Here is an 18,550-nt window from a genome sequence, read left to right as displayed (position 1 = left end):
GAGGCTTGATGCACGCCCCCACGCTCCTCACTTCGTGTAGTCGCTGCCCCCCGAGGGGGCGCAAGCCTCCTAGAGGCGGCTCGTCGGAGGCTTGATGGCGGTCTTCACCGAAGTCTCGGAGACCGAGGCCAGCGAACTGCTGCGCGCCCTGAACCTGGGCGAGCTGCGCGAGCTGCGCGGCATCCAGAGCGGCATCGAGAACACCAACTACTTCGTGACCGCCGCGGACATGTTCGGCACGCGCGAATACGTGCTGACGCTGTTCGAGCGCCTCACCTTCGAGCAGCTGCCGTTCTACCTGCACCTGATGAAGCACCTGGCGCAGCACGGCATCCCCGTGCCCGACCCGCAGGCGGACCGCAGCGGCGACATCCTGCACACCGTGGCCGGCAAGCCCGCCGCGCTGGTCAACAAGCTGGCCGGCAAGCACGAACTGGCGCCCGGCCCCGAGCACTGCGCCCAGGTCGGCGCGATGCTCGCCCGCATGCACCTGGCCGGCCGCGACTACAACCGCCGCCAGCCCAACCTGCGCGGCCTCGCCTGGTGGAACGAGACGGTGCCGCTGGTCCTGCCCTTCCTGGACGAGGCGCAGGCCGCGCTGATCCGCGGCGAACTGGCCTACCAGAACCACGTCGCGGCCGGCGCCCCCTACGCCGCCCTGCCGCGCGGGCCGGTGCACGCCGACCTCTTCCGCGACAACGTGATGTTCGAGGAAGGACAGCTCACCGGCTTCTTCGACTTCTATTTCGCCGGCGTCGACTGCTGGCTGTTCGACCTGGCCGTGTGCCTCAACGACTGGGCGATCGACCTGCCCACGGGCCGCCACGACGCCGGGCGCGCCGCCGCCTTCGTCGAGGCGTACGCCGCGGTGCGGCCGCTCTCGCCGGCCGAGCGCCAGCTGCTGCCTGCCATGCTGCGCGCCGGGGCGCTGCGCTTCTGGATCTCCCGCCTGTGGGACTTCCACCTGCCGCGCGAGGCCTCCCTGCTCAAGCCGCACGACCCCACGCACTTCGAGCGGGTGCTGCGCGAACGCATCGCGCATCCTGTGACGGCGGCCTCCCTTTGACGCGGCCACGGGGTGGACGCGGGGCCTTGCGTTAAATTCCCCTCGTGAAACTCAACATCGTTCCCGCCCGCACCGGTTTCGTGTGGGTGAAGCTCGGGATGCGCACCTTCCTGAAGCAACCGCTGGCGCTCACGGGCCTGTTCTTCATGTACATGGCGGGCGTGCTGGTGCTGTCGCAGCTGCCCTTCGTGGGCTCGGTGCTGGGGGCCATGCTGGTGCCGGCCGCCACCCTCGGCCTGATGGCCGCCACGGCCGAAGCCGCGAGCGGGCGCTTCCCCATGCCTTCCGTCCTGATCAGCGCCTTCCGCGCCGGCCGCCAGCGGGCGCGCGCGATGCTGGTGCTGGGCGCGATCTACACCGTGGGTTCGATGCTCGCCACGCTGCTGGCCAGCGCCCTGGTGGGGGAGCCCGGTGCCGCCGTCGCGGCCGACAGCCAGAGCCCGCCGCTGGATGCGCGCTCGCTCGTCGCGCTGGTGCTGCACACGCCGCTGGTGATCCTGTTCTGGCATTCGCCGGCGCTGGTGCACTGGCACGGCATCGCGCCCGTCAAGAGCCTGTTCTTCAGCGCCGTCGCCTGCTTCCGCAACCTGGGCGCGATGCTGATGTACGCCGTGACCTGGCTGGGGGTCTTCGTGGTCGTGGCCTTCGTCTTCAGCTCGGTGGGCATGATGCTGGGCGGCGTGGCCGTGGCCCGCAGCGTGATGCTGCCCACCGTGCTGCTGCTGGTCGCGATGTTCTCGACCTCGCTGTACTTCACCTTCCGCGACAGCTTCGACCCCGACGACGAGCTGGCGGAACCGCAACCCGCCCCTCCCGAAGAAAGCGCACCATGAACCAGCACATCCTGCAAGGCCGCAGCGTCGACGAGGTGCTGTGGTTCCGCCGCCGCAGCGTCCTGCGGGCGGCTGCCGCTTGGACGGCCACGGGCGGCTTCGCCGGCGCGCTCGCGCAGCAGCGCAGCAACGTGGTGGAGCTGCGCGGCGACGTGCTGCTCAATGGCCGGCCGATGCGGCCGCAGCAGTTCGTCCAGACCGGCGACGCGCTGGAGACGGGGCCGGATGCGCACATCGTGTTCGTGATTGGCAACGCCGCCTTCCAGCTGCGGCAGAACACGCGCATGGCGGTGGAGCGCGGCGTCACGCTCAACACCGTGAGCCTGCTGCGCCTGCTGACCGGCGCGGTGGCCGCCGTGTGGGGCAAGGGCACGACGCGCCAGATCGTCACGCCCACCCTCACCGCCGGCATCCGCGGCACGGGGACCTACCTGGAGGTGCGGCCGCAGGAGGACCTGCGCACCTACTTCTGCAATTGCTATGGCGTGATCGACATGGCGGCGGGCCGCGAGCGCGTGGTGTCCGAATCGGAGTACCACCAGTCCTTCTGGGGCGAGCCGGCGCCGGTCAACGGCCGCCTGCTCACGCCGGCGCGGGCGATCAACCACACCGACGAGGAAATGGAGTTCCTCGCCCAGCTGGTGGGGCAGCGCACGCCCTGGCAGGTGGCGGGGCGGCGCGGCGACCACGACGGCTCGGGCTACATGGAGCCGCAGCCGGGGCGGACGCACCCCGCCGCGCGCTAGCTAGGTCCTCGCCGGGCCGCCACCGGGCACGCCAAACGGGAATTCCGTAGGCTGGCGCTGGAGCGCCAGCGAAAGCCCAGCGATGCGCGAAGCGCCGCGGACGTAGGCTGGCGGTGACGCGCGAAGCGCCGGAACCCCAGCGCTGGGGTTGCGCTGTCGCTCCACCGCCAGCCTACTTTCCAGCGCCAGATCCTCCCCCAGCCTACGGCACCGGCGTCAGCTTCGCCACCGCCAGCGCCAGCCACTTCTGCCCGTGCCGCGGGAAATCGATCTGCGCCCGGGCGTCCTGGCCGGTGCCCTCCAGGGTCATGACCTTGCCTTCGCCGAACTTGGCGTGGAACACCTTCATGCCCGCGCGCAAGCCATGCGCGGGTTCCGCCTTTTGCGCCGGCACCGCCGGATTGGCAAAGGTTTCGCTGGAACGGCCGTACCCGGCCGAGCCTCCGCGCGAGGTCGGATAGCCCATGCCGAAGCCGAAGGCCGAGCCGCCGAAGCTCTGGTTCTTCGGCGTCAGCCACTTGAGAGCGCCCTCGGGCAGTTCGTCGAAGAAACGGCTGCGCACGTTGTAGCGCGTCTGCCCGTGCAGCAGCCGCGTCTGCGAGTGGCTGAGGTACAGGCGCTGGCGCGCCCGCGTGATCGCCACGTACATCAGGCGCCGCTCCTCCTCCAGCCCGTCGTGGTCGGACAGCGAGCGTTCGCTCGGGAACAGGCCCTCCTCCAGGCCGGTGACGAACACGCAGTCGAATTCGAGGCCCTTGGCGGAGTGCACCGTCATGAGCTGCACCGCGTCCTGCCCCGCCTGCGCCTGGTTGTCGCCGGACTCCAGTGCGGCATGCGTCAGGAAGGCGGCCAGCGGCGACAGCGTCTCGCCCGTTTCCGCATCGGGCGGCACGTAGTCCGGCGCCGGCTCGTTGATCTCCGGCAGGCTGGGATCCAGCCCCTGGCTGGCCGGCGACTGCCGCAGCACGGTGGCGCCGAGCTCGTCGATCGGCAACGCCACCGCGTCGCGGCCGAAGCCTTCCTGCGTGACGAAGCTCTCCGCCGCGTTCACCAGTTCCTCCAGGTTCTCGATGCGGTCGGCGCCGTCGCGCTCGGCGCGGTAGTGATCGACGAGGCCGCTTCGCTGCAGCATCACTTCGATGATCTCGCGCAGCGTGAGCCCCTCGGTTTCCGTGCGCATGGCGTCGATCTTCGCCACGAAGGCGGCCAGGTTGGCGCCCGCCTTGCCGGTGGTGGACTTCACCGCGTCGTGCAGCGACGAGCCGGAGGCGCGCGCGGCGTCCTGCAGCTGCTCGATCGAGCGCGCGCCGATGCCGCGCGCCGGGAAGTTCACCACCCGCAGGAAGCTGGTGTCGTCCTGCGGGTTCTCCAGCAGCCGCAGGTACGACAGCGCGTGCTTGATCTCGGCCCGCTCGAAGAAGCGCAGGCCCCCGTAGACGCGGTAGGGCACTGCGGCGTTGAAGAGGCCCGTTTCGATCACCCGGCTCTGCGCGTTGCTGCGATAGAGGATCGCGATCTCGTGCCGCGGGATGCCCTCGCGCGCGAGCTGCCGCGCCTCCTCCACCAGCCATTGCGCCTCGGCCATGTCGGTCGGCGCTTCGTAGATCCGCACCGGCTCGCCCGGGCCCTGGTCGGTGCGCAGGTTCTTGCCCAGGCGCGTCTTGTTGTGCGCGATCAGCGCATTGGCCGAATCGAGGATGTTGCTGAAGCTGCGGTAGTTCTGCTCCAGCTTGATCTGGTGCTGCACCTGGAACTCGCGCACGAAGTCCGCCATGTTGCCCACCCGCGCGCCGCGGAAGGCATAGATGCTCTGGTCGTCGTCGCCCACCGCGAACACCGAGTTGCCGGGCCCCGCGAACATCTTGATCCACGCGTACTGCAGCTTGTTCGTGTCCTGGAACTCGTCGATCAGGATGTGGCGGAAGCGCCGGCGGTAGTGCTCGCGGATCGGGTCGTTGTCGCGCAGCAGCTCGTAGCTGCGCAGCATCAGCTCGGCGAAATCGACCACGCCTTCGCGCTGGCACTGCTCCTCGTAGAGCTGGTAGATCTCCACCTTGCGGCGGTCGTCCTCGGTGCGCACCTCCACCGCGTTCGCGCGCAGGCCCTCCTCCTTCGCGCCGGAGATGAACCACTGCAGTTCCTTGGCCGGGAAGCGCTCCTCGTCCACGTTGTGCTGCTTCATCAGGCGCTTGATGGCCGAGAGCTGGTCCTGCGTATCCAGGATCTGGAAGCCCTGCGGCAGGTTGGCCAGCTTCCAGTGCGCGCGCAGGAAGCGGTTGCACAGGCCGTGGAAGGTGCCGATCCACATGCCGCGCACGTTCACCGGCAGCATGGCCGCCAGCCGCGTCATCATTTCCTTGGCCGCCTTGTTGGTGAAGGTCACGGCCAGGACGTTGCCGGGGCCGACCTGGCCCGTGGACAGCAGCCAGGCGATGCGGGTAGTGAGGACGCGCGTCTTGCCGGAGCCCGCGCCGGCCAGGATGAGCGCGTGGGCGTCGGGCAGGATGACCGCCGCGCGCTGCTCGGCGTTGAGATGTTGCAGCAGCGGCGACTCGGTGACTTCTGGGAACATGGGGCATTGTAGGAACCCGGCCGGGAACCCAAGCGGCGTTCCCGGCATCTGAACGGCAGTGCTTCGAATCCTCGCCCCTTTCCTCCTGGCCGCGCCCCTGGCGGCGCAGGCGCTGTGCACCAGCGACGACGTGCCGGGCGCGAACACGCTCGTCGAGAGGTTCATCAGCGCGGATTGCCTGGCCTGCTGGCGCGACCGTTCCGACGGCCGTCCCGCCGCCGACACGCTGGTGCTCGACTGGATCGTCCCGGGCCTGAAGGCCGACGGCGCGGCGCTGGCCAGTGCCGCCAGCGACGAGGCCATGGAGCGGCTCGACTGGCTGCGCCACCGCACGCCGAAGACCGTCGAGACGGTCACCGGCAAGCGCGAGGGCCAGCCGGTGCACCTGCGGATCGCCCACGGCGAGGCCTTCAACGACTACATCGGCGTCTCGATGGAACTGCAGGATGCGGGCAGCGACGTGTGGCACGCCTGGCTGCTGCTGGTGGAAAAGATCCCGGCGGGCGCCGAGGGCACGCCCATCGCGCGCAACCTGGTGCGCAAGGTGTTCCGGCCCGAGTCCTGGTCCAAGGTCGGCCGCGGCTCAGGCGCGCTGGCGGAGACCCGCTCCATGCAGGTGCCCCAGTGGACGCACCCCGACCGGCTGCGCCTGGTGGCGGTGCTGCAGGATGGCCGGGGGCGTATCAGGGCTATCACCCAAACCGAATGTCGCGAGTGAGGCGGCGGCCGTAGAATCAATCACCGGGCCCAAGCATTTGTGGCCCGGTTTTTCGTGGGCGGGCCCTTGCGCCCCCCGGCAAGACCGGCGCCCACAGTCCAAGCGTCCACCTGTTGTTCAACAGTCCTCCGGAGCCTGGAATGGAAATCTTCGACTACGACAAAGTCCTGCTGCTGCCGCGCAAGTGCCGCGTGGAAAGCCGCTCCCAATGCGACCCCTCGATCGAGTTCGGCGGCCGTCGCTTCAAGCTGCCGGTAGTGCCGGCGAACATGAAGACCGTGGTGGACGAGACGATCTGCCTCTGGCTGGCGAAGAACGGCTACTTCTACGTCATGCACCGCTTCGACCTGGACAACCTGGCGTTCGTGCGGCGCATGAAGGAAGCGGGCGCCTTCGCCTCGATCTCGGTGGGCGTGAAGCAGCCCGATTACGTGACCATCGAGCGCCTGGCCGCCGAAGGCCTGGTGCCGGACTACATCACGATCGACATCGCGCACGGCCATTCGGACACGGTGCGCGACATGATCCGCCATATCAAGTCGAAGATGCCGGCCGCCTTCGTGATCGCCGGCAACGTCGGCACGCCCGAGGCGGTGATCGACCTGGAGAACTGGGGCGCGGACGCCACCAAGGTCGGCATCGGCCCGGGCAAGGTCTGCATCACGCGCATGAAGACGGGCTTCGGCACCGGCGGCTGGCAGCTCTCGGCGCTCAAGTGGTGTGCCCGCGTGGCGACCAAGCCGATCATTGCCGACGGCGGCATCCGCGAGCATGGCGACATCGCCAAGAGCATCCGCTTCGGCGCGACGATGGTGATGGTGGGCTCGATGCTGGCCGGCCACGAGGAGTCACCCGGCCAGACGGTCGAAGTCGACGGCCGCCTGTACAAGGAGTACTACGGCAGCGCCTCGGACTTCAACAAGGGCGAGTACAAGCACGTGGAAGGCAAGCGCATCCTCGAGCCGGTCAAGGGCAAGCTGCCCGAGACGCTGCGCGAGATGGAAGAAGACCTGCAAAGCTCGATCAGCTACGCCGGCGGCACCAAGCTGATGGACGTGCGGAAGGTGAACTACGTGATCCTGGGCGGCGACAACGCGGGGGAGCACCTGCTGATGTGACGGGCTGGGGCCGAAGGCAGGACTGCCGGACGCAGAGGGCGCAAAGGGTACGCAGAGGACGCAAAGAATACATTTTCAATGGGTGTTCTTTTGCGTCCTCTGCGTACCCTTCGCGTCCTCTGCGTCCGGTAGTTTGGTATTTCGCGCGATTCAAGCCCGCAGCAGATCCAGCGCCAGTTGCTGCAGCCGATGGCTCGGCTCCACCAGGGCGTCGAGCACGCTGAAGTGGTGCAGGCCCGGCAGCACCTCGCACACCGGCACGCGGCGCGCGCCCCAGGCTTCCTGGATCAGGCGGTTCTGGCGGTGGAATTCAGGGCTTTCCTCGCCACCCACCACCGAATAGAGCGTGCCGCCGCGCGGCGCCGGCAGCCGCGCCGGGCTCGCCTGCTCCACCTGCTGCGGCGTGAGCTGCAGCGTCGCCTGCAGGAAGGGCGTATGCAGGATCGGGTCCAGGTCGTGCAGGCCCGAAATCGACAGCGCGCTGCGCACCGTGTCGCGCGGCAGCGAAGCATCGAGCTGCGGCCACAGGCAGGTCAGCAGCATCGCGGCCAGGTGCCCGCCGGCGGAATGGCCCGCCACCACGATCCGGTTCGGGTCGCCGCCGAAGCGGTGCGCGTTGTGCCAGGTCCACGCCACGGCGCGCGCCATCTGCAGCGTGATCTGCGGGATCGTCACCGCCGGCGCCAGCGCGTAGTTGGGCACCACCACACAGGTGTTGTGCCGCGTGAACGCCGGCGCGACGAAGGAATGGTCGCTCTTGTCCAGCGAGCGCCAGTAACCGCCGTGGATGAACACGAGCACGGACCCGTCGCCCTGCTCGGCCGGAAAGACGTCGAGCGTCTCCCCGGGCTCCTTGCCATACGCCACGTCCAGCTCGCAGCGAAGCTCGCTGCGCGCCTTGCGCGACTCTTCGGCCCAGCGCGCGAAGTAGTCCGCATGGTCCGGCACCAGCGCCCGGTTGTTGTACATCCGGTCGTACCAGGCTCCGTCACCCCAATTCATATCCACTCCTCCGTTGTACCCCACCCCTTTTGCAACATCCTGTCACAATTTGTCAGCTTACGGTTGAGGTCGTCAGTTTGACGTAAAAGTATTCCGTATACAGAATACGGGCCCCATGGCCGCCCAACTCGTGCAACTGGAAGCCACGCCAGATCTCGTGGAGCGGGTCTACCGCACCCTGGGCGACGCGATCAGCGACGGCTCCCTGGCCCCGGGCCAGCGGATCACGCAGGAAGACATCGCGCAGCAACTCGCCGTGTCGCGCCAGCCGGTCTTGCAAGCCCTGCGCCTGCTCAAGCGCGACGGCTTCGTGCAGGATGCTCCCGGCCGCGGCCTGCAGGTGGCCGCGCTGGATGCGCAGTGGATCCGGCACGTGTACCAGGTGCGCGGCGCCCTCGATGCGCTCGCCGCGCGGCTGGCCGCCGGACTGCGCTTGCGGATCGACCCCGCCCTGCTGGAGGCCGGACGCCTGGCCGCCCGCGGGGACGACGTCGTCGCCATGATCGATGCGGACCTGGCCTTCCACGTCGCCCTGTACCGCGCCGCCGGCAACCCGCTGATCGAGGAAAGCGCGCAGCTGCACTGGCGCCACCTGCGGCGCGTGATGGGCGCGGTGCTGCAGCAGTTGCGCCAGCGCGAGCAGGTCTGGGACGAACACGAGGCGATCGCGCGCGCGATCGCCGCCGGCCGCGCCAGCGAGGCCGCGCGCCTGATCGAGGAGCACAGCCGCCACGCCAGCGAGAACCTCGGCGCGGGGCTGGACCACGTGCTGCAGGCACCGATGGCGACCGACCCGAGGAGACCCACGTGAGACTCACCCCCGCGCAACTCGAACAGTTCGACCGCGACGGCTACCTGTTCTTCCCCGGGCTGTTCGGCCCGGAGGAAACCCGCACGCTCACCGCCGCGGTGCCGGCGCTGTACGCCCGCCGCGAAGCCTTCAACGTGCGCGAGAAAGGCAGCGATGCCGTGCGCACCAACTTCGCGGCGCACCTGTACAGCGAGCCCTTCGCGCGGCTGGCGCGCCATCCGCGCATGGTGCAGCCGGTGATGGACCTCTTCGACGAGGCGGTCTACATGCACCAGTTCAAGATCAACGGCAAGATGGCCTTCGAGGGCGACGTCTGGCAGTGGCACCAGGACTACGGCACCTGGCTGAACGACGACATGATGCCCACCGAGCGCGCGATGAACGTCGCGATCTTCCTGGACGACGTCAACGAGTTCAACGGGCCGCTGATGTTCATCCCGGGCAGCCACAGGAAGGGCGTGGTCGATGCGCAGCACGACCTCACCACCACCAGCTATCCGCTGTGGACGGTCTCCAGCGACCTGATCCGGCAGCTGGTGGAACGCGCCGGCGGCAAGAACGGCGGCATCGTCAGCCCCAAGGGGCCGGCCGGCTCGATGATCCTGTTCCACAGCTGCCTGGTGCATGCGTCCACCAGCAACCTGTCGCCGTGGAACCGCGTCAGCGTGTACCTGAGCCTGTGCGCCGTCTCCAACCACATCCGCCGCTTCAAGCGGCCCGAGTACATCGCGCACCGCGACTTCACGCCGATCGCCTGCCTGCCGGACGACTGCCTGCTCAGGCCCTACCCCGTGGACCTGCCCTGGAAGGACGGCATGCCGGCCAGCGCGCTCGTCACTTCCCCTGACCCCATCGACCAGATCAAGAAAGCGACGGCGCAAGCCGTCATCCCCGCGTAGGCGGGGACCCAGGAGAAACCCAATGTCCCTGCACGCGAAACTCCAGCAACGCGCCGCCGAGCGCAAGCCGATCCGCGTCGGCCTGATCGGCGCCGGCAAGTTCGGCTCCATGTACCTGGCCCAGGTTCCCAACACGCCCGGGGTGCACCTGGCCGCCATCGCGGACCTGTCGCCCTCCAACGCGCGCAACAACCTGGCCCGCGTGGGCTGGAAGCCGGAACGCGCGCAGGCCTCGTCGATCGACGAAGCGCTGAGGACAGGCGCCACGCACGTCGGCGACGACTGGCAGGCGCTGGTGCGCCATCCCGCCATCGACGTCGTCGTCGAGTGCACGGGCCACCCCATCTCCGCCGTCGACCATTGCCTGGAAGCCTTCGCCAACCGCAAGCACGTGGTGAACGTGACCGTGGAGGCCGATGCGTTCTGTGGCCCGCTGCTCGCGCGCAAGGCGGCGGAGGCCGGCGTCGTCTACTCGCTGGCCTTCGGCGACCAGCCGGCCCTGATCTGCGACCTGGTGGACTGGGCGCGTACCTGCGGCTTCCCCGTGGTGGCCGCCGGCCGCGGGCACAAGTGGCTGCCGCACTTCAGCGAATCCACGCCCGACACGGTGTGGAACAACTGGGGCCTCACGCCGGAGCAGGCGCAGCGCGGCGGCCTCAACCCGAAGATGTTCAACAGCTTCCTCGATGGCTCCAAGCCCTCGATCGAGAGCACCGCGGTGGCCAACGCCACGGGCCTCGCGGTGCCGTCGAACGGCCTGCTCTATCCGCCCGCCAGCATCGAGGACATCCCCTTCGTCACGCGCCCGCGCTCCGAGGGCGGCGTGCTCGAACGCAAGGGCATGGTCGAAGTGATCTCCTCGCTGGAGGCGGACGGCCGCGCGATCCCGTACGAGATCCGCATGGGCGTGTGGGTCACGGTGGAAGCCGAGACGGAGTACATCAGGAACTGCTTCGAGGAGTACAAGGCCCACACCGACCCTAGCGGCCGCTACTTCACCCTCTACAAGCGCTGGCACCTGATCGGGCTGGAGGTGGGCGTGTCGGTGGCGAGCGTCGCGCTGCGCGGCGAAGGCACGGGCGTGCCCACCTGCTGGAACGCGGACGTCGTGGCCACCGCCAAGCGCGACCTGCAGCCGGGCGAAGTGCTCGACGGCGAGGGCGGCTACACCGTGTGGGGCAAGCTGCTGCCGGTCGACGCCTCGGTGCGCATGGGCGGCCTGCCGCTCGGGCTGGCGCACGACGTCAAGCTGGTGCGCCCGGTGAAGAAGGGCCAGAGCCTGAGCTGGGCCGACGTGGCGATGGACACCACCACCCACGCCTACAGGATCCGCCGCGAAATGGAGAGCCTGTTCGCACGCTGACGGATCCACTGATTGCAGCGGGGTCGCGGAAAGTGCTGCGCGGCTTTTGCTACAATGACGTTCGTTGTGGGGGGGTAGCTCAGCTGGGAGAGCGCCGCGTTCGCAATGCGGAGGTCGGGAGTTCGATCCTCCTCCTCTCCACCACAACATCCCTCGGGGGTTCTTAGCTCAGTTGGTAGAGCAGCGGACTCTTAATCCGTAGGTCGTAGGTTCGAATCCTACAGGACCCACCACCCCAACACCGCGTCAACGCTTAAAAGGCTGCTACAGAACACGTAGCAGCCTTTTTTCTTTGGGAGGCGCTGGTGACAGTCTGGTGACAGAGGTGTGCCGGTCTGGCAATTCCAGTCTCCCCGCGTGGCCGGTCGCGAAGTGCCCAGCCACTGTTGCTCAGCGTTGGGCGGATCAGCGACTCGGTCCGCGGCACGCGCCGCGTCAAGGGCGGGCGCAGCCCGGCCGAAGGCGCACCCTTGACGCGGCGCGCGCCGCACTACGCTGCGGGCTCGGGCAGGCTTCCATGGGAGGCCTGCCCCCGAGCCCGTCCGGCGGCGAGGACACCTCGGTTCCGTGTGGCCCTGTTGCATCTCATTGATGACTTCAGCGTTCGAACACTGCGCGCGTAGTCAGCGTTCCCATCCAGGCTCTGGCCGTGTCTTCTGCGCAACCGTGCGCTCCAGCCCTGGCAACTCCCGCTGCGGCTGCTTCTCGGGCGCCCTGTAGCGCACACCCGGCAACCAGCGCGCGTAGTTGACGACCGACCGGCCCAGTTCACGATCAGCCATGTCATCGGAAGACGCGAGCGCCTTGGCAATCTCGCACCAGGCCCGCGCCGCGGCACGGCGAACCGGGGTGAGCTTCGTGTCCGCGCTTGCTCCGCGCTCGCCAACGCGCCCTCGCTCCCGTGCCTTACGCTCCCAAAGCCGTTGATTGCGGTGCCGGCTGCCACGGGTAAGCTTCGACGAAGCGTCCGCTTCGATCCCCCAGCCGCGCAGCTTTTCTGCGAACACCTCGCGCCAGCGGCGCAGGTCCTGCTTGCGGGGATTGAGCCTTCGGCCGTCGCGACCTTCTGCGCGTACTGCAAGGTGAACATGCGGGTTCGCCTGGTGCGTGTGGAGCACCATCACATACCGGTGGTTCGCGAGTTCGGCCTTCGCGAATTCGCGCGCCGCATTGCGCACGATCTCCGGCGGCGTCCCGGCCGGCATCGACAACATGATGTTGAACGCCTCCCTCCGCTCGCTGTGCTCCGGGATCCGGCTTCCGCCACAGCGCCATTGATCGATCACGTCGCGCAAGGCGTCCGGCCCGTCGCGCACGACGCCGCGGTCGTCCTCGAAGCGGAGCCGGCCGGACTTGCTGATGTAGCGCAGGTGCGCCGCAATGACCCCCATGCCCCGACCGCCGCCGGTGACCTTGACCATCACCTGTGGCGCGTGGCGCACCACGATCGCCTGGATGCGCTGGCGCAGCGCGTTCGCGCGCGTGTGCAAGCCCGCGCCGGTGAGAACCGGCGTGCGGCTTCGCACGATGCGGTTCGATCCATAGAACAGCCGGTCGCCCCACTCCACTAGCACGCCATCGATAGGACTCGCAGTCATCGTGTGTCCTCCAGGGTGGCCAGCAGTCGCGATGCGAGATCGATGTGCCGTCGAACCTCGACCTCCAGCCTGCGCATGCTCTCGCCGTACTCGTTCGCTGCGTCCGCGGGCCTGCCCAAGTAGATCAACCGGATCACCGCGTTGATGTCGCCGCCCAGCACGGCCAGTTGATCGCAGGACTGCCGCAATGCAGCACGCACTGCATCTCGCTGCGCGACCGGTGCCGGCAACGGTGTCCCGACGACGAGCCGGCCAACGTAGTCGCCATAGCTCAGGCCGAGCAGGCGTGCGTTGACGACGAGCGCTTCGGCTTCGAGATCACCCATGCGCAGATGGAGCTTGGTCATGCCGCGCGATCGCGGTTCCCCCCGTTTGGTGGGTGACGGAAGGGAACCAGCCGCCGCGACAAGCGCGTCTCTGGCAAACGCCGCCACAGTCTGCCTGCGCCCGGCGGCAGCGGCTCGCACGGCCTCGCCCACGCCGCGCAGGTCGATCGACACGCGATCACGCGACGTCCTTGCCATGCCTGGCCACCCCGCGCCGAAGGCGGCGTGGCAGCCACTTTGTGGCAGCCCGCCTATCCTGCCTTACATCTCCTCCAACCTTCTCCATCGCCGCTCTCTCGGGGTCAGGAATCCGTCGCGGAGAGGGTCTGACTGTCAGACCCTTGCGGAAGATACCCGGTGAGTGATTCGACCTTGGTGCGCAATGCGGCCAAGTCCGCCTGGGATGCTTCGTCAGCCGGCGGCTTGACCCGTGCCAGCAAGCGCTGGAGCCGCTCGCAGGCGGTATGGGCCTGCTGGATCACGCGGGGCATCGGGGAGCAAGCAGCGACCGTTGTGGTATCCCTCAGCGCTTCGACCGCCTCGCGTGTGACTGCACCCTTCCCTTCAATCAGCGAGCGCACCATCTCCGGCTGCTGCTCGTTGAGCTTGCTCAGTTCATGCAGCGTACGCGGCGAAGTGCAGCGACCCGACTTCAACGCATCGGCGAGCATCGGTGGCAGATCCAGCAAGGACAGGTGGTGTGCCACCGTCGTGAGGTTCATTCCCAATCGCCGCGAGACCTCGGCTTGCGAGTCGCCAGCGTGCATCTGCTGGCGAATGAATCGCGCCAAGTCCAACGGCTCAAGATTCGCGCGTCGGACGTTCTCGGCCACCTGGGCGTACCGGTCGGCCGGCGCGTCCCGCACAACTACTGGCACCTCGTGCAGGCCAGCACGCGTCGCGGCGCGCAGCCGCCGGGCACCAAAGTGCAGCAGGTACCGGCCATCCGCATTAGCGGGATGAACAACCAGCGGAACGAGGATGCCGCGCAGTTCGATGTCGGCCGCCAAGTCGTCCAACTCCGTTTCGGAGAAGTCGGCCCGTGGATTGGCCGGGTCTTCGTCAATCAGTGCGATGGGGACTGTTGCCGGTCGGCCCGTGGCGAGCCGTGGAGCGGGCAGCTTCTGACTTTGGGTGGCCGCCTGCTCGGCGTCGATCGCGGGCACATCGCCCAGCAGATCGAGCTGATGGAGGGGCGACTTTCGCCACGGCAGACGCATGGAACGATCGTGCCGTGACGCACGCAATTCCGAAAGGGACAGCAGCGCAGCACCTGGGATGGCCTGCGAATACCAGGAGATCCAAGGCGAGCCCAGAACATCCCGGTACGTGCGTGGCACTGTCACGAAGGGTTTCAACTTTCGTGGGCACCGCAGGCACAGGCTCCTGCCGATGCACACGCGAGGTGACCCCGCATGCGCTTGAACACCGGCAAGTGACAAGTTCACGCAAACGCTCGAATGCGCGACAAGGTGGAACTTTGGAACTGTCAATGTTGACAGGGGGCACGCGGGGAGTCAGCACGTCGACGACCTATAAACGCTCGTCCCCATGCTTCTACGAATGGGGTGGCACGTTTCTTAGCCCGATTGAGCGATGGGCAGCCGAGGGGTTTACGACGGACACTCGGCCGGTTGTACAGGGACAAGAACTAGAGGGAGTCGCAATGGGAGGGGGGATCCAGGCCGCGCCGGAAGAACCGGTGCCGCCGAACACGGCGCCGCAGCAAGAGCGGCCCCGAGCGTCTGCGCTCGTCGCCTTGTGCGCCGTGGCGCGCTTTCACCAGATCGCCGCCGATCCGGCCACACTGGCCCACCAACTCGGAATCGCCCAGAGCGATGCCGTCTCGCCGGACGACATCGTCCGTGCTGCGCACCACCTTGGCCTGAAGGCGAAGCTGTCCGCGTCGAGCGCGGAACGCCTGCCGCTGGCCGCGCTGCCGGCACTCGCGCTGATGCGCAGCGAGGACGGATCCACCCGTACGGTGATCGTCGCCCAGTGCGACGGTCAGCGCGTGCTGATACAGGACCCCGCGGCGGTGCCGAGCCGTCCCACCATCGAGCCCCTGTCTGTCTTCGCCGAGCAGTGGACCGGCAAGCTGATTCTCGTCACCAGCCGCGCGAGCATGGTCGGGGCGCTGGCGAAGTTCGATTTCTCCTGGTTCGTTCCGGCGATCGTGAAGTACCGGCGGCTGCTGGGCGAAGTGCTGCTGATCTCCTTCTTCCTGCAGCTCTTCGCGTTGGTGAGCCCGCTGTTCTTCCAGGTGGTGATGGACAAGGTGCTCGTGCACCGCGGCCTCACCACGCTGGACGTGCTCGTCATCGGCCTCGTGGTAGTGGTGGTGTTCGAAAGCGCCCTCAACGGGCTGCGCTCGTACATCTTGAGCCATACAACGAGCCGCATCGACGTGGAGCTGGGCGCCCGCCTGTTCCGCCACCTGGTGCAGCTGCCGCTGGCGTACTTCCAGGCGCGGCGCGTCGGCGACTCGGTGGCGCGCGTGCGCGAGCTGGAGAACATCCGCAGCTTCCTCACCGGCAACGCCATGACGGTGCTGCTCGATGTGTTCTTCTCGGTGCTGTTCATCGCCGTCATGTTCTTCTACAGCGTGCCGCTCACGCTGATCGTGATGGCCAGCCTGCCGCTGTACGCGACCCTGATCGTTTCCATCGTCCCCATCCTGCGCAAGCGCCTGGACGTGAAGTTCGCGCGGGGCGCGGAAAACCAGGCCATGCTGGTGGAGACGGTCACCGGGATTCAGACGGTGAAGGCCAGTGCGCTGGAGCCGAGTTTCGGCCGCCGCTGGGACAACCAGCTGGCCGCCTATGTCTCGGCCAGCTTCCGTACGCAAACGCTCGCGTCCTGGGCGCACGAGGGGATCAACCTGATCGGCAAGCTGGTGAACGCCGCCACGCTCTGGTACGGCGCGCACCGTGTGATGAACGGCGAGCTCACCGTGGGCCAGTTCGTCGCCTTCAACATGTTCGCGCAGCGCGTCGCCCAGCCCATCATGCGAATGGCGCAACTCTGGACGGATTTTCAGCAGACCGGCATTTCGATGGCGCGCCTGGGCGACATCCTGAACACGCGTACCGAGCTGCCGCCCACCAATGCTGCGCAACTGCCCCCGCTCAAGGGGCGCGTAACCCTCGATGCCGTGACCTTCCGGTACCGGCCGGAGGCCTCACCCGTGCTCCACGGGGTGACGCTCGATGCAGCGCCCGGCGAGGTCATCGGCATCGTGGGGCGTTCCGGGTCCGGCAAGAGCACGCTCACGAAGCTGGTGCAGCGTTTGTACACGCCGGAACAGGGGCGCGTGTTGGTGGACGGCATCGACATCAGCCTGATCGATGCAGCGCAGTTGCGCCGGCAGGTCGGCGTCGTGCTGCAGGAGAACCTGCTGTTCAATCGCAGTGTGCGCGAGAACATTGCCATCGCGGATCCTGCAGCACCGATCGAGGCCGTCGTGCGCGTGGCGCAGCTGGCCGGCGCGCACGACTTCATCAGCGAATTGCCCGAGGGCTACGACACCGTCGTGGGCGAGCAGGGCTCGTCGCTGTCCGGCGGGCAGCGACAGCGCATCGCCATTGCGCGAGCGCTCTTCACCAATCCGCGCATCCTGATCCTGGACGAAGCGACCAGCGCGCTGGACTACGAGAGCGAAGCGATCATCCAGCGCAACATGGCGGCGATCTGCAAGGGCCGCACCGTCCTGATCATCGCGCACCGGCTCTCGGCGGTGCGCCACGCCAACCGCATCATCGTGATGGACAAAGGGCGCATCGCGGAGGTGGGGCCGCACGATGCGCTGATGGCCAAGGCACAGGGCATCTATGCTCATCTCTGGCGGATGCAGGACGGCAGCCGCCCCGCTGCGGAGGCAGCACGATGAGCACTGCATCGCAACAGCACCCGCTCCTGGTCCTGCTGGCGCGCTACAGCGCCGTGTTCCGCGCGGCGTGGCAGGTGCGCCACGAGCTGGCCGGTCCGCGGCGCATAGCCGACGAGACGGCCTTCCTGCCGGCCGCACTGAGCCTGCAGGAAACGCCGGTGCATCCGGCACCGCGCCGGCTGGCATACGCGCTCATGGCTTTGTTCTCCATCGCACTGGCTTGGTCGGTGTTCGGCGAGGTGGACATCGTGGCGGTCGCGCCAGGACGAATCGTCGTGAGCGAGCGGACCAAGCAGATCCAGCCGCTGGAACGCAGTGTGGTCAAGCGCATCCTGGTCAGAGACGGCGAGCATGTGAAGGCGGGGCAGGTGTTGGTCGAACTCGATCCGACTGCGGCCACCGCCGACAAGGCGACGGCGGACGAGCAGCTCAAGGCCACGCAGTCGGACGTGATCCGCGCTCGCGTGCTGCTGCAGGCACTGCAGGCAAGCGGGTCCGCTTCGCTGGCGCAGTTGCAGTCGCAGCTCGCGAGGGAGCTGCCGGGAGCCTGGAGCGAACGCGACCGGGCGGCAGCGCGGGCGCAGCTCGCGGCGGAGTGGAACGACGTCACTGCGAAGCTCGCGAAGGCCGGCGCCGAAGTTGCGCGCCGCCGCGCGGAGATCGTCACCGTGCGCGAGGTGGTCGCCAAACTGGAAGCGACTCTGCCGCTGGTGGTACAGCGCGAGCAAGACTTCAAGCGGCTGGCGGAGCAGGGTTTCATGTCCAGCCATGCGGGGCAGGACCGCACCCGGGAACGCATCGAGCTCGAGCGAGACCTGGCCACCGAGCGGTCGAAACTTGTGGAGGCGCAGGCGGGCCTGGCCGAGAGCGAGAACACGCGCGAAGCCTACCTGGCCGAGACGCGCCGATCCCTTTCCGAGCGCGAGGCCCAGGCAGACCTCAAACGCGAGGCGGCGTCGCAGGAGCAGGCCAAGGCGGATTACCGCGAGAAGCTCACCACGCTCAGGGCGCCCGTGGACGGCGTGGTGCAGCAACTGGCCGTGCACACGTCCGGCGGCGTCGTGACGGAGGCCCAGGTGGCGATGATCTTGGTGCCGGAGGCCGCGCAGGTCACGGCGGAAGTGACCCTGGAGAACAAGGACATCGGGTTCGTACGTGTGGGACAGGAGGCCGTCATCAAGCTGGAGACCTTTACGTTCACGCGCTACGGGACAATCGACGGCAAGGTGACTCTTGTTACTGCGGATGCGGTAAATGACGAAAAGCGCGGTGCGATCTTTCCCGTGACCGTCGGTTTGCTGCGGAATCAGATCAATGTGGACGGCAGGATGATCCGGCTGGCGCCGGGCATGAATGTCACTGCCGAGATCAGGACGGGGCAGAGACGGGTCATCGAGTACCTGCTTTCACCGATTCAAAAGGCCGCCGGCGAGAGCCTGAGGGAGCGCTGATCCGGTTTTCTGGGCATGCGAATGAAACTACTAAGGAGAGGTATGCCGCGTTTTTCTTTTTCAGTAATACGCACCGTAGGTAGCTACTACATGCATTTCACTTGGATTTCGGCCGCGCTCGTGTTCGTGTTGGGAGTGAGTGGCCCGAAGTACGGTTC

At 67.8% G+C, this 18,550-nt stretch carries 15 protein-coding genes and 2 tRNA genes; 12 read left to right on the top strand and 5 right to left on the bottom strand.

What is annotated here, in order from left to right:
• Nucleotides 1-94 precede the first annotated feature (94 nt).
• From WG923_RS06770 to WG923_RS06760, 3 genes are read left to right on the top strand one after another with little or no spacing between them, the layout of a single operon-like run.
• Nucleotides 95-1,066 (top strand): homoserine kinase, encoded by a 972-nt coding sequence (locus WG923_RS06770; RefSeq protein WP_340350182.1) that lies wholly within the window; start codon nt 95-97, stop codon nt 1,064-1,066.
• A gap of 44 nt (nt 1,067-1,110) precedes the next feature.
• Entirely contained in the window at nt 1,111-1,899 is a 789-nt protein-coding gene (locus WG923_RS06765) for a BPSS1780 family membrane protein (protein WP_340350181.1), read from the top strand.
• Entirely contained in the window at nt 1,896-2,645 is a 750-nt protein-coding gene (locus WG923_RS06760) for an iron dicitrate transport regulator FecR (protein ID WP_340350180.1), read from the top strand. The genes WG923_RS06765 and WG923_RS06760 overlap by 4 nt, the downstream gene beginning before the upstream one ends.
• A gap of 202 nt (nt 2,646-2,847) precedes the next feature.
• Here the strand turns inward: WG923_RS06760 and WG923_RS06755 are convergent, their stop codons facing one another.
• Complete coding sequence (locus WG923_RS06755) at nt 2,848-5,217, bottom strand: UvrD-helicase domain-containing protein (RefSeq protein WP_340350179.1); 2,370 nt, start codon at nt 5,215-5,217, stop codon at nt 2,848-2,850.
• 58 nt (nt 5,218-5,275) lie between these two features.
• Here WG923_RS06755 and WG923_RS06750 point away from each other — a divergent pair, with 58 nt between their 5' ends.
• Both WG923_RS06750 and WG923_RS06745 read left to right on the top strand, forming a co-directional pair.
• Nucleotides 5,276-5,935 carry a hypothetical protein gene (locus tag WG923_RS06750; protein ID WP_340350178.1) on the top strand — a complete coding sequence of 220 codons (660 nt, stop codon included), beginning with the start codon at nt 5,276-5,278 and terminating at the stop codon, nt 5,933-5,935.
• 140 nt (nt 5,936-6,075) lie between these two features.
• Nucleotides 6,076-7,053 carry a GMP reductase gene (locus tag WG923_RS06745; RefSeq protein WP_340350177.1) on the top strand — a complete coding sequence of 326 codons (978 nt, stop codon included), beginning with the start codon at nt 6,076-6,078 and terminating at the stop codon, nt 7,051-7,053.
• Nucleotides 7,054-7,203: 150 nt separating this feature from the next.
• Here WG923_RS06745 and WG923_RS06740 read toward each other — a convergent pair whose 3' ends face one another.
• Nucleotides 7,204-8,055: an alpha/beta hydrolase gene (locus tag WG923_RS06740; RefSeq protein WP_340350176.1), complete on the bottom strand. Its 852-nt coding sequence runs from the start codon at nt 8,053-8,055 to the stop codon at nt 7,204-7,206.
• Nucleotides 8,056-8,170: 115 nt separating this feature from the next.
• On the opposite strand from WG923_RS06740, the gene WG923_RS06735 reads away from it, so the two are divergent.
• The 5 genes from WG923_RS06735 to WG923_RS06715 all read left to right on the top strand — a co-directional run bounded on the left by WG923_RS06735 (nt 8,171) and on the right by WG923_RS06715 (nt 11,361).
• Entirely contained in the window at nt 8,171-8,866 is a 696-nt protein-coding gene (locus WG923_RS06735) for a GntR family transcriptional regulator (protein WP_340350175.1), read from the top strand.
• Nucleotides 8,863-9,765 carry a phytanoyl-CoA dioxygenase family protein gene (locus WG923_RS06730; RefSeq protein WP_340350174.1) on the top strand — a complete coding sequence of 301 codons (903 nt, stop codon included), beginning with the start codon at nt 8,863-8,865 and terminating at the stop codon, nt 9,763-9,765. Before WG923_RS06735 ends, WG923_RS06730 begins: the two co-directional genes overlap by 4 nt.
• 22 nt (nt 9,766-9,787) lie before the next feature.
• Nucleotides 9,788-11,128 (top strand): NAD(P)H-dependent oxidoreductase, encoded by a 1,341-nt coding sequence (locus tag WG923_RS06725; RefSeq protein ID WP_340350173.1) that lies wholly within the window; start codon nt 9,788-9,790, stop codon nt 11,126-11,128.
• A 68-nt stretch (nt 11,129-11,196) separates the two neighbouring features.
• Nucleotides 11,197-11,272 (top strand) — tRNA-Ala (locus WG923_RS06720).
• Nucleotides 11,273-11,285: 13 nt separating this feature from the next.
• Nucleotides 11,286-11,361 (top strand) — tRNA-Lys (locus WG923_RS06715).
• A 390-nt stretch (nt 11,362-11,751) separates the two neighbouring features.
• Here the strand turns inward: WG923_RS06715 and WG923_RS06710 are convergent.
• From WG923_RS06710 to WG923_RS06700, 3 genes are all read right to left on the bottom strand, one after another.
• Entirely contained in the window at nt 11,752-12,726 is a 975-nt protein-coding gene (locus tag WG923_RS06710) for a relaxase/mobilization nuclease domain-containing protein (protein ID WP_340350172.1), read from the bottom strand.
• On the bottom strand, nt 12,723-13,226 hold the full coding sequence (locus WG923_RS06705; protein WP_340350171.1) for a hypothetical protein: 504 nt from the start codon (nt 13,224-13,226) through the stop codon (nt 12,723-12,725). The genes WG923_RS06710 and WG923_RS06705 overlap by 4 nt, the downstream gene beginning before the upstream one ends.
• A gap of 128 nt (nt 13,227-13,354) precedes the next feature.
• Nucleotides 13,355-14,272 carry a ParB/RepB/Spo0J family partition protein gene (locus WG923_RS06700; RefSeq protein ID WP_340350170.1) on the bottom strand — a complete coding sequence of 306 codons (918 nt, stop codon included), beginning with the start codon at nt 14,270-14,272 and terminating at the stop codon, nt 13,355-13,357.
• Between the two features lie 446 nt (nt 14,273-14,718).
• Here WG923_RS06700 and WG923_RS06695 point away from each other — a divergent pair, with 446 nt between their 5' ends.
• The gene (locus WG923_RS06695; RefSeq protein ID WP_445322907.1) at nt 14,719-16,941 is read left to right on the top strand and encodes a type I secretion system permease/ATPase; all 2,223 of its coding nucleotides are present in this window, start codon (nt 14,719-14,721) and stop codon (nt 16,939-16,941) included.
• Nucleotides 16,938-18,392: an HlyD family type I secretion periplasmic adaptor subunit gene (locus tag WG923_RS06690; RefSeq protein ID WP_340350168.1), complete on the top strand. Its 1,455-nt coding sequence runs from the start codon at nt 16,938-16,940 to the stop codon at nt 18,390-18,392. The genes WG923_RS06695 and WG923_RS06690 overlap by 4 nt, the downstream gene beginning before the upstream one ends.
• Nucleotides 18,393-18,550 lie beyond the last annotated feature (158 nt).

It is taken from the genome of Ramlibacter sp. AN1133 (assembly GCF_037890035.1).
GTDB lineage: Bacteria > Pseudomonadota > Gammaproteobacteria > Burkholderiales > Burkholderiaceae_C > Ramlibacter.
Note: the sequence above shows the minus strand (reverse complement) of the source record. Positions and strands in the feature narration are given on the sequence as shown.

Excerpts from the sequence above, each read along its gene's own strand:
- WG923_RS06690 (WP_340350168.1), top strand. The coding sequence starts at position 16,938 with ATGAGCACTGCATCGCAACAGCACCCGCTCCTGGTCCTGCTGGCGCGC.
- WG923_RS06770 (WP_340350182.1), top strand. The coding sequence starts at position 95 with ATGGCGGTCTTCACCGAAGTCTCGGAGACCGAGGCCAGCGAACTGCTG.
- WG923_RS06760 (WP_340350180.1), top strand. The coding sequence starts at position 1,896 with ATGAACCAGCACATCCTGCAAGGCCGCAGCGTCGACGAGGTGCTGTGG.
- WG923_RS06695 (WP_445322907.1), top strand. The coding sequence starts at position 14,719 with ATGGGAGGGGGGATCCAGGCCGCGCCGGAAGAACCGGTGCCGCCGAAC.
- WG923_RS06740 (WP_340350176.1), bottom strand. The coding sequence starts at position 8,055 with ATGAATTGGGGTGACGGAGCCTGGTACGACCGGATGTACAACAACCGG.
- WG923_RS06700 (WP_340350170.1), bottom strand. The coding sequence starts at position 14,272 with ATGCGTCTGCCGTGGCGAAAGTCGCCCCTCCATCAGCTCGATCTGCTG.
- WG923_RS06755 (WP_340350179.1), bottom strand. The coding sequence starts at position 5,217 with ATGTTCCCAGAAGTCACCGAGTCGCCGCTGCTGCAACATCTCAACGCC.
- WG923_RS06710 (WP_340350172.1), bottom strand. The coding sequence starts at position 12,726 with ATGACTGCGAGTCCTATCGATGGCGTGCTAGTGGAGTGGGGCGACCGG.
- WG923_RS06725 (WP_340350173.1), top strand. The coding sequence starts at position 9,788 with ATGTCCCTGCACGCGAAACTCCAGCAACGCGCCGCCGAGCGCAAGCCG.
- WG923_RS06735 (WP_340350175.1), top strand. The coding sequence starts at position 8,171 with ATGGCCGCCCAACTCGTGCAACTGGAAGCCACGCCAGATCTCGTGGAG.
- WG923_RS06745 (WP_340350177.1), top strand. The coding sequence starts at position 6,076 with ATGGAAATCTTCGACTACGACAAAGTCCTGCTGCTGCCGCGCAAGTGC.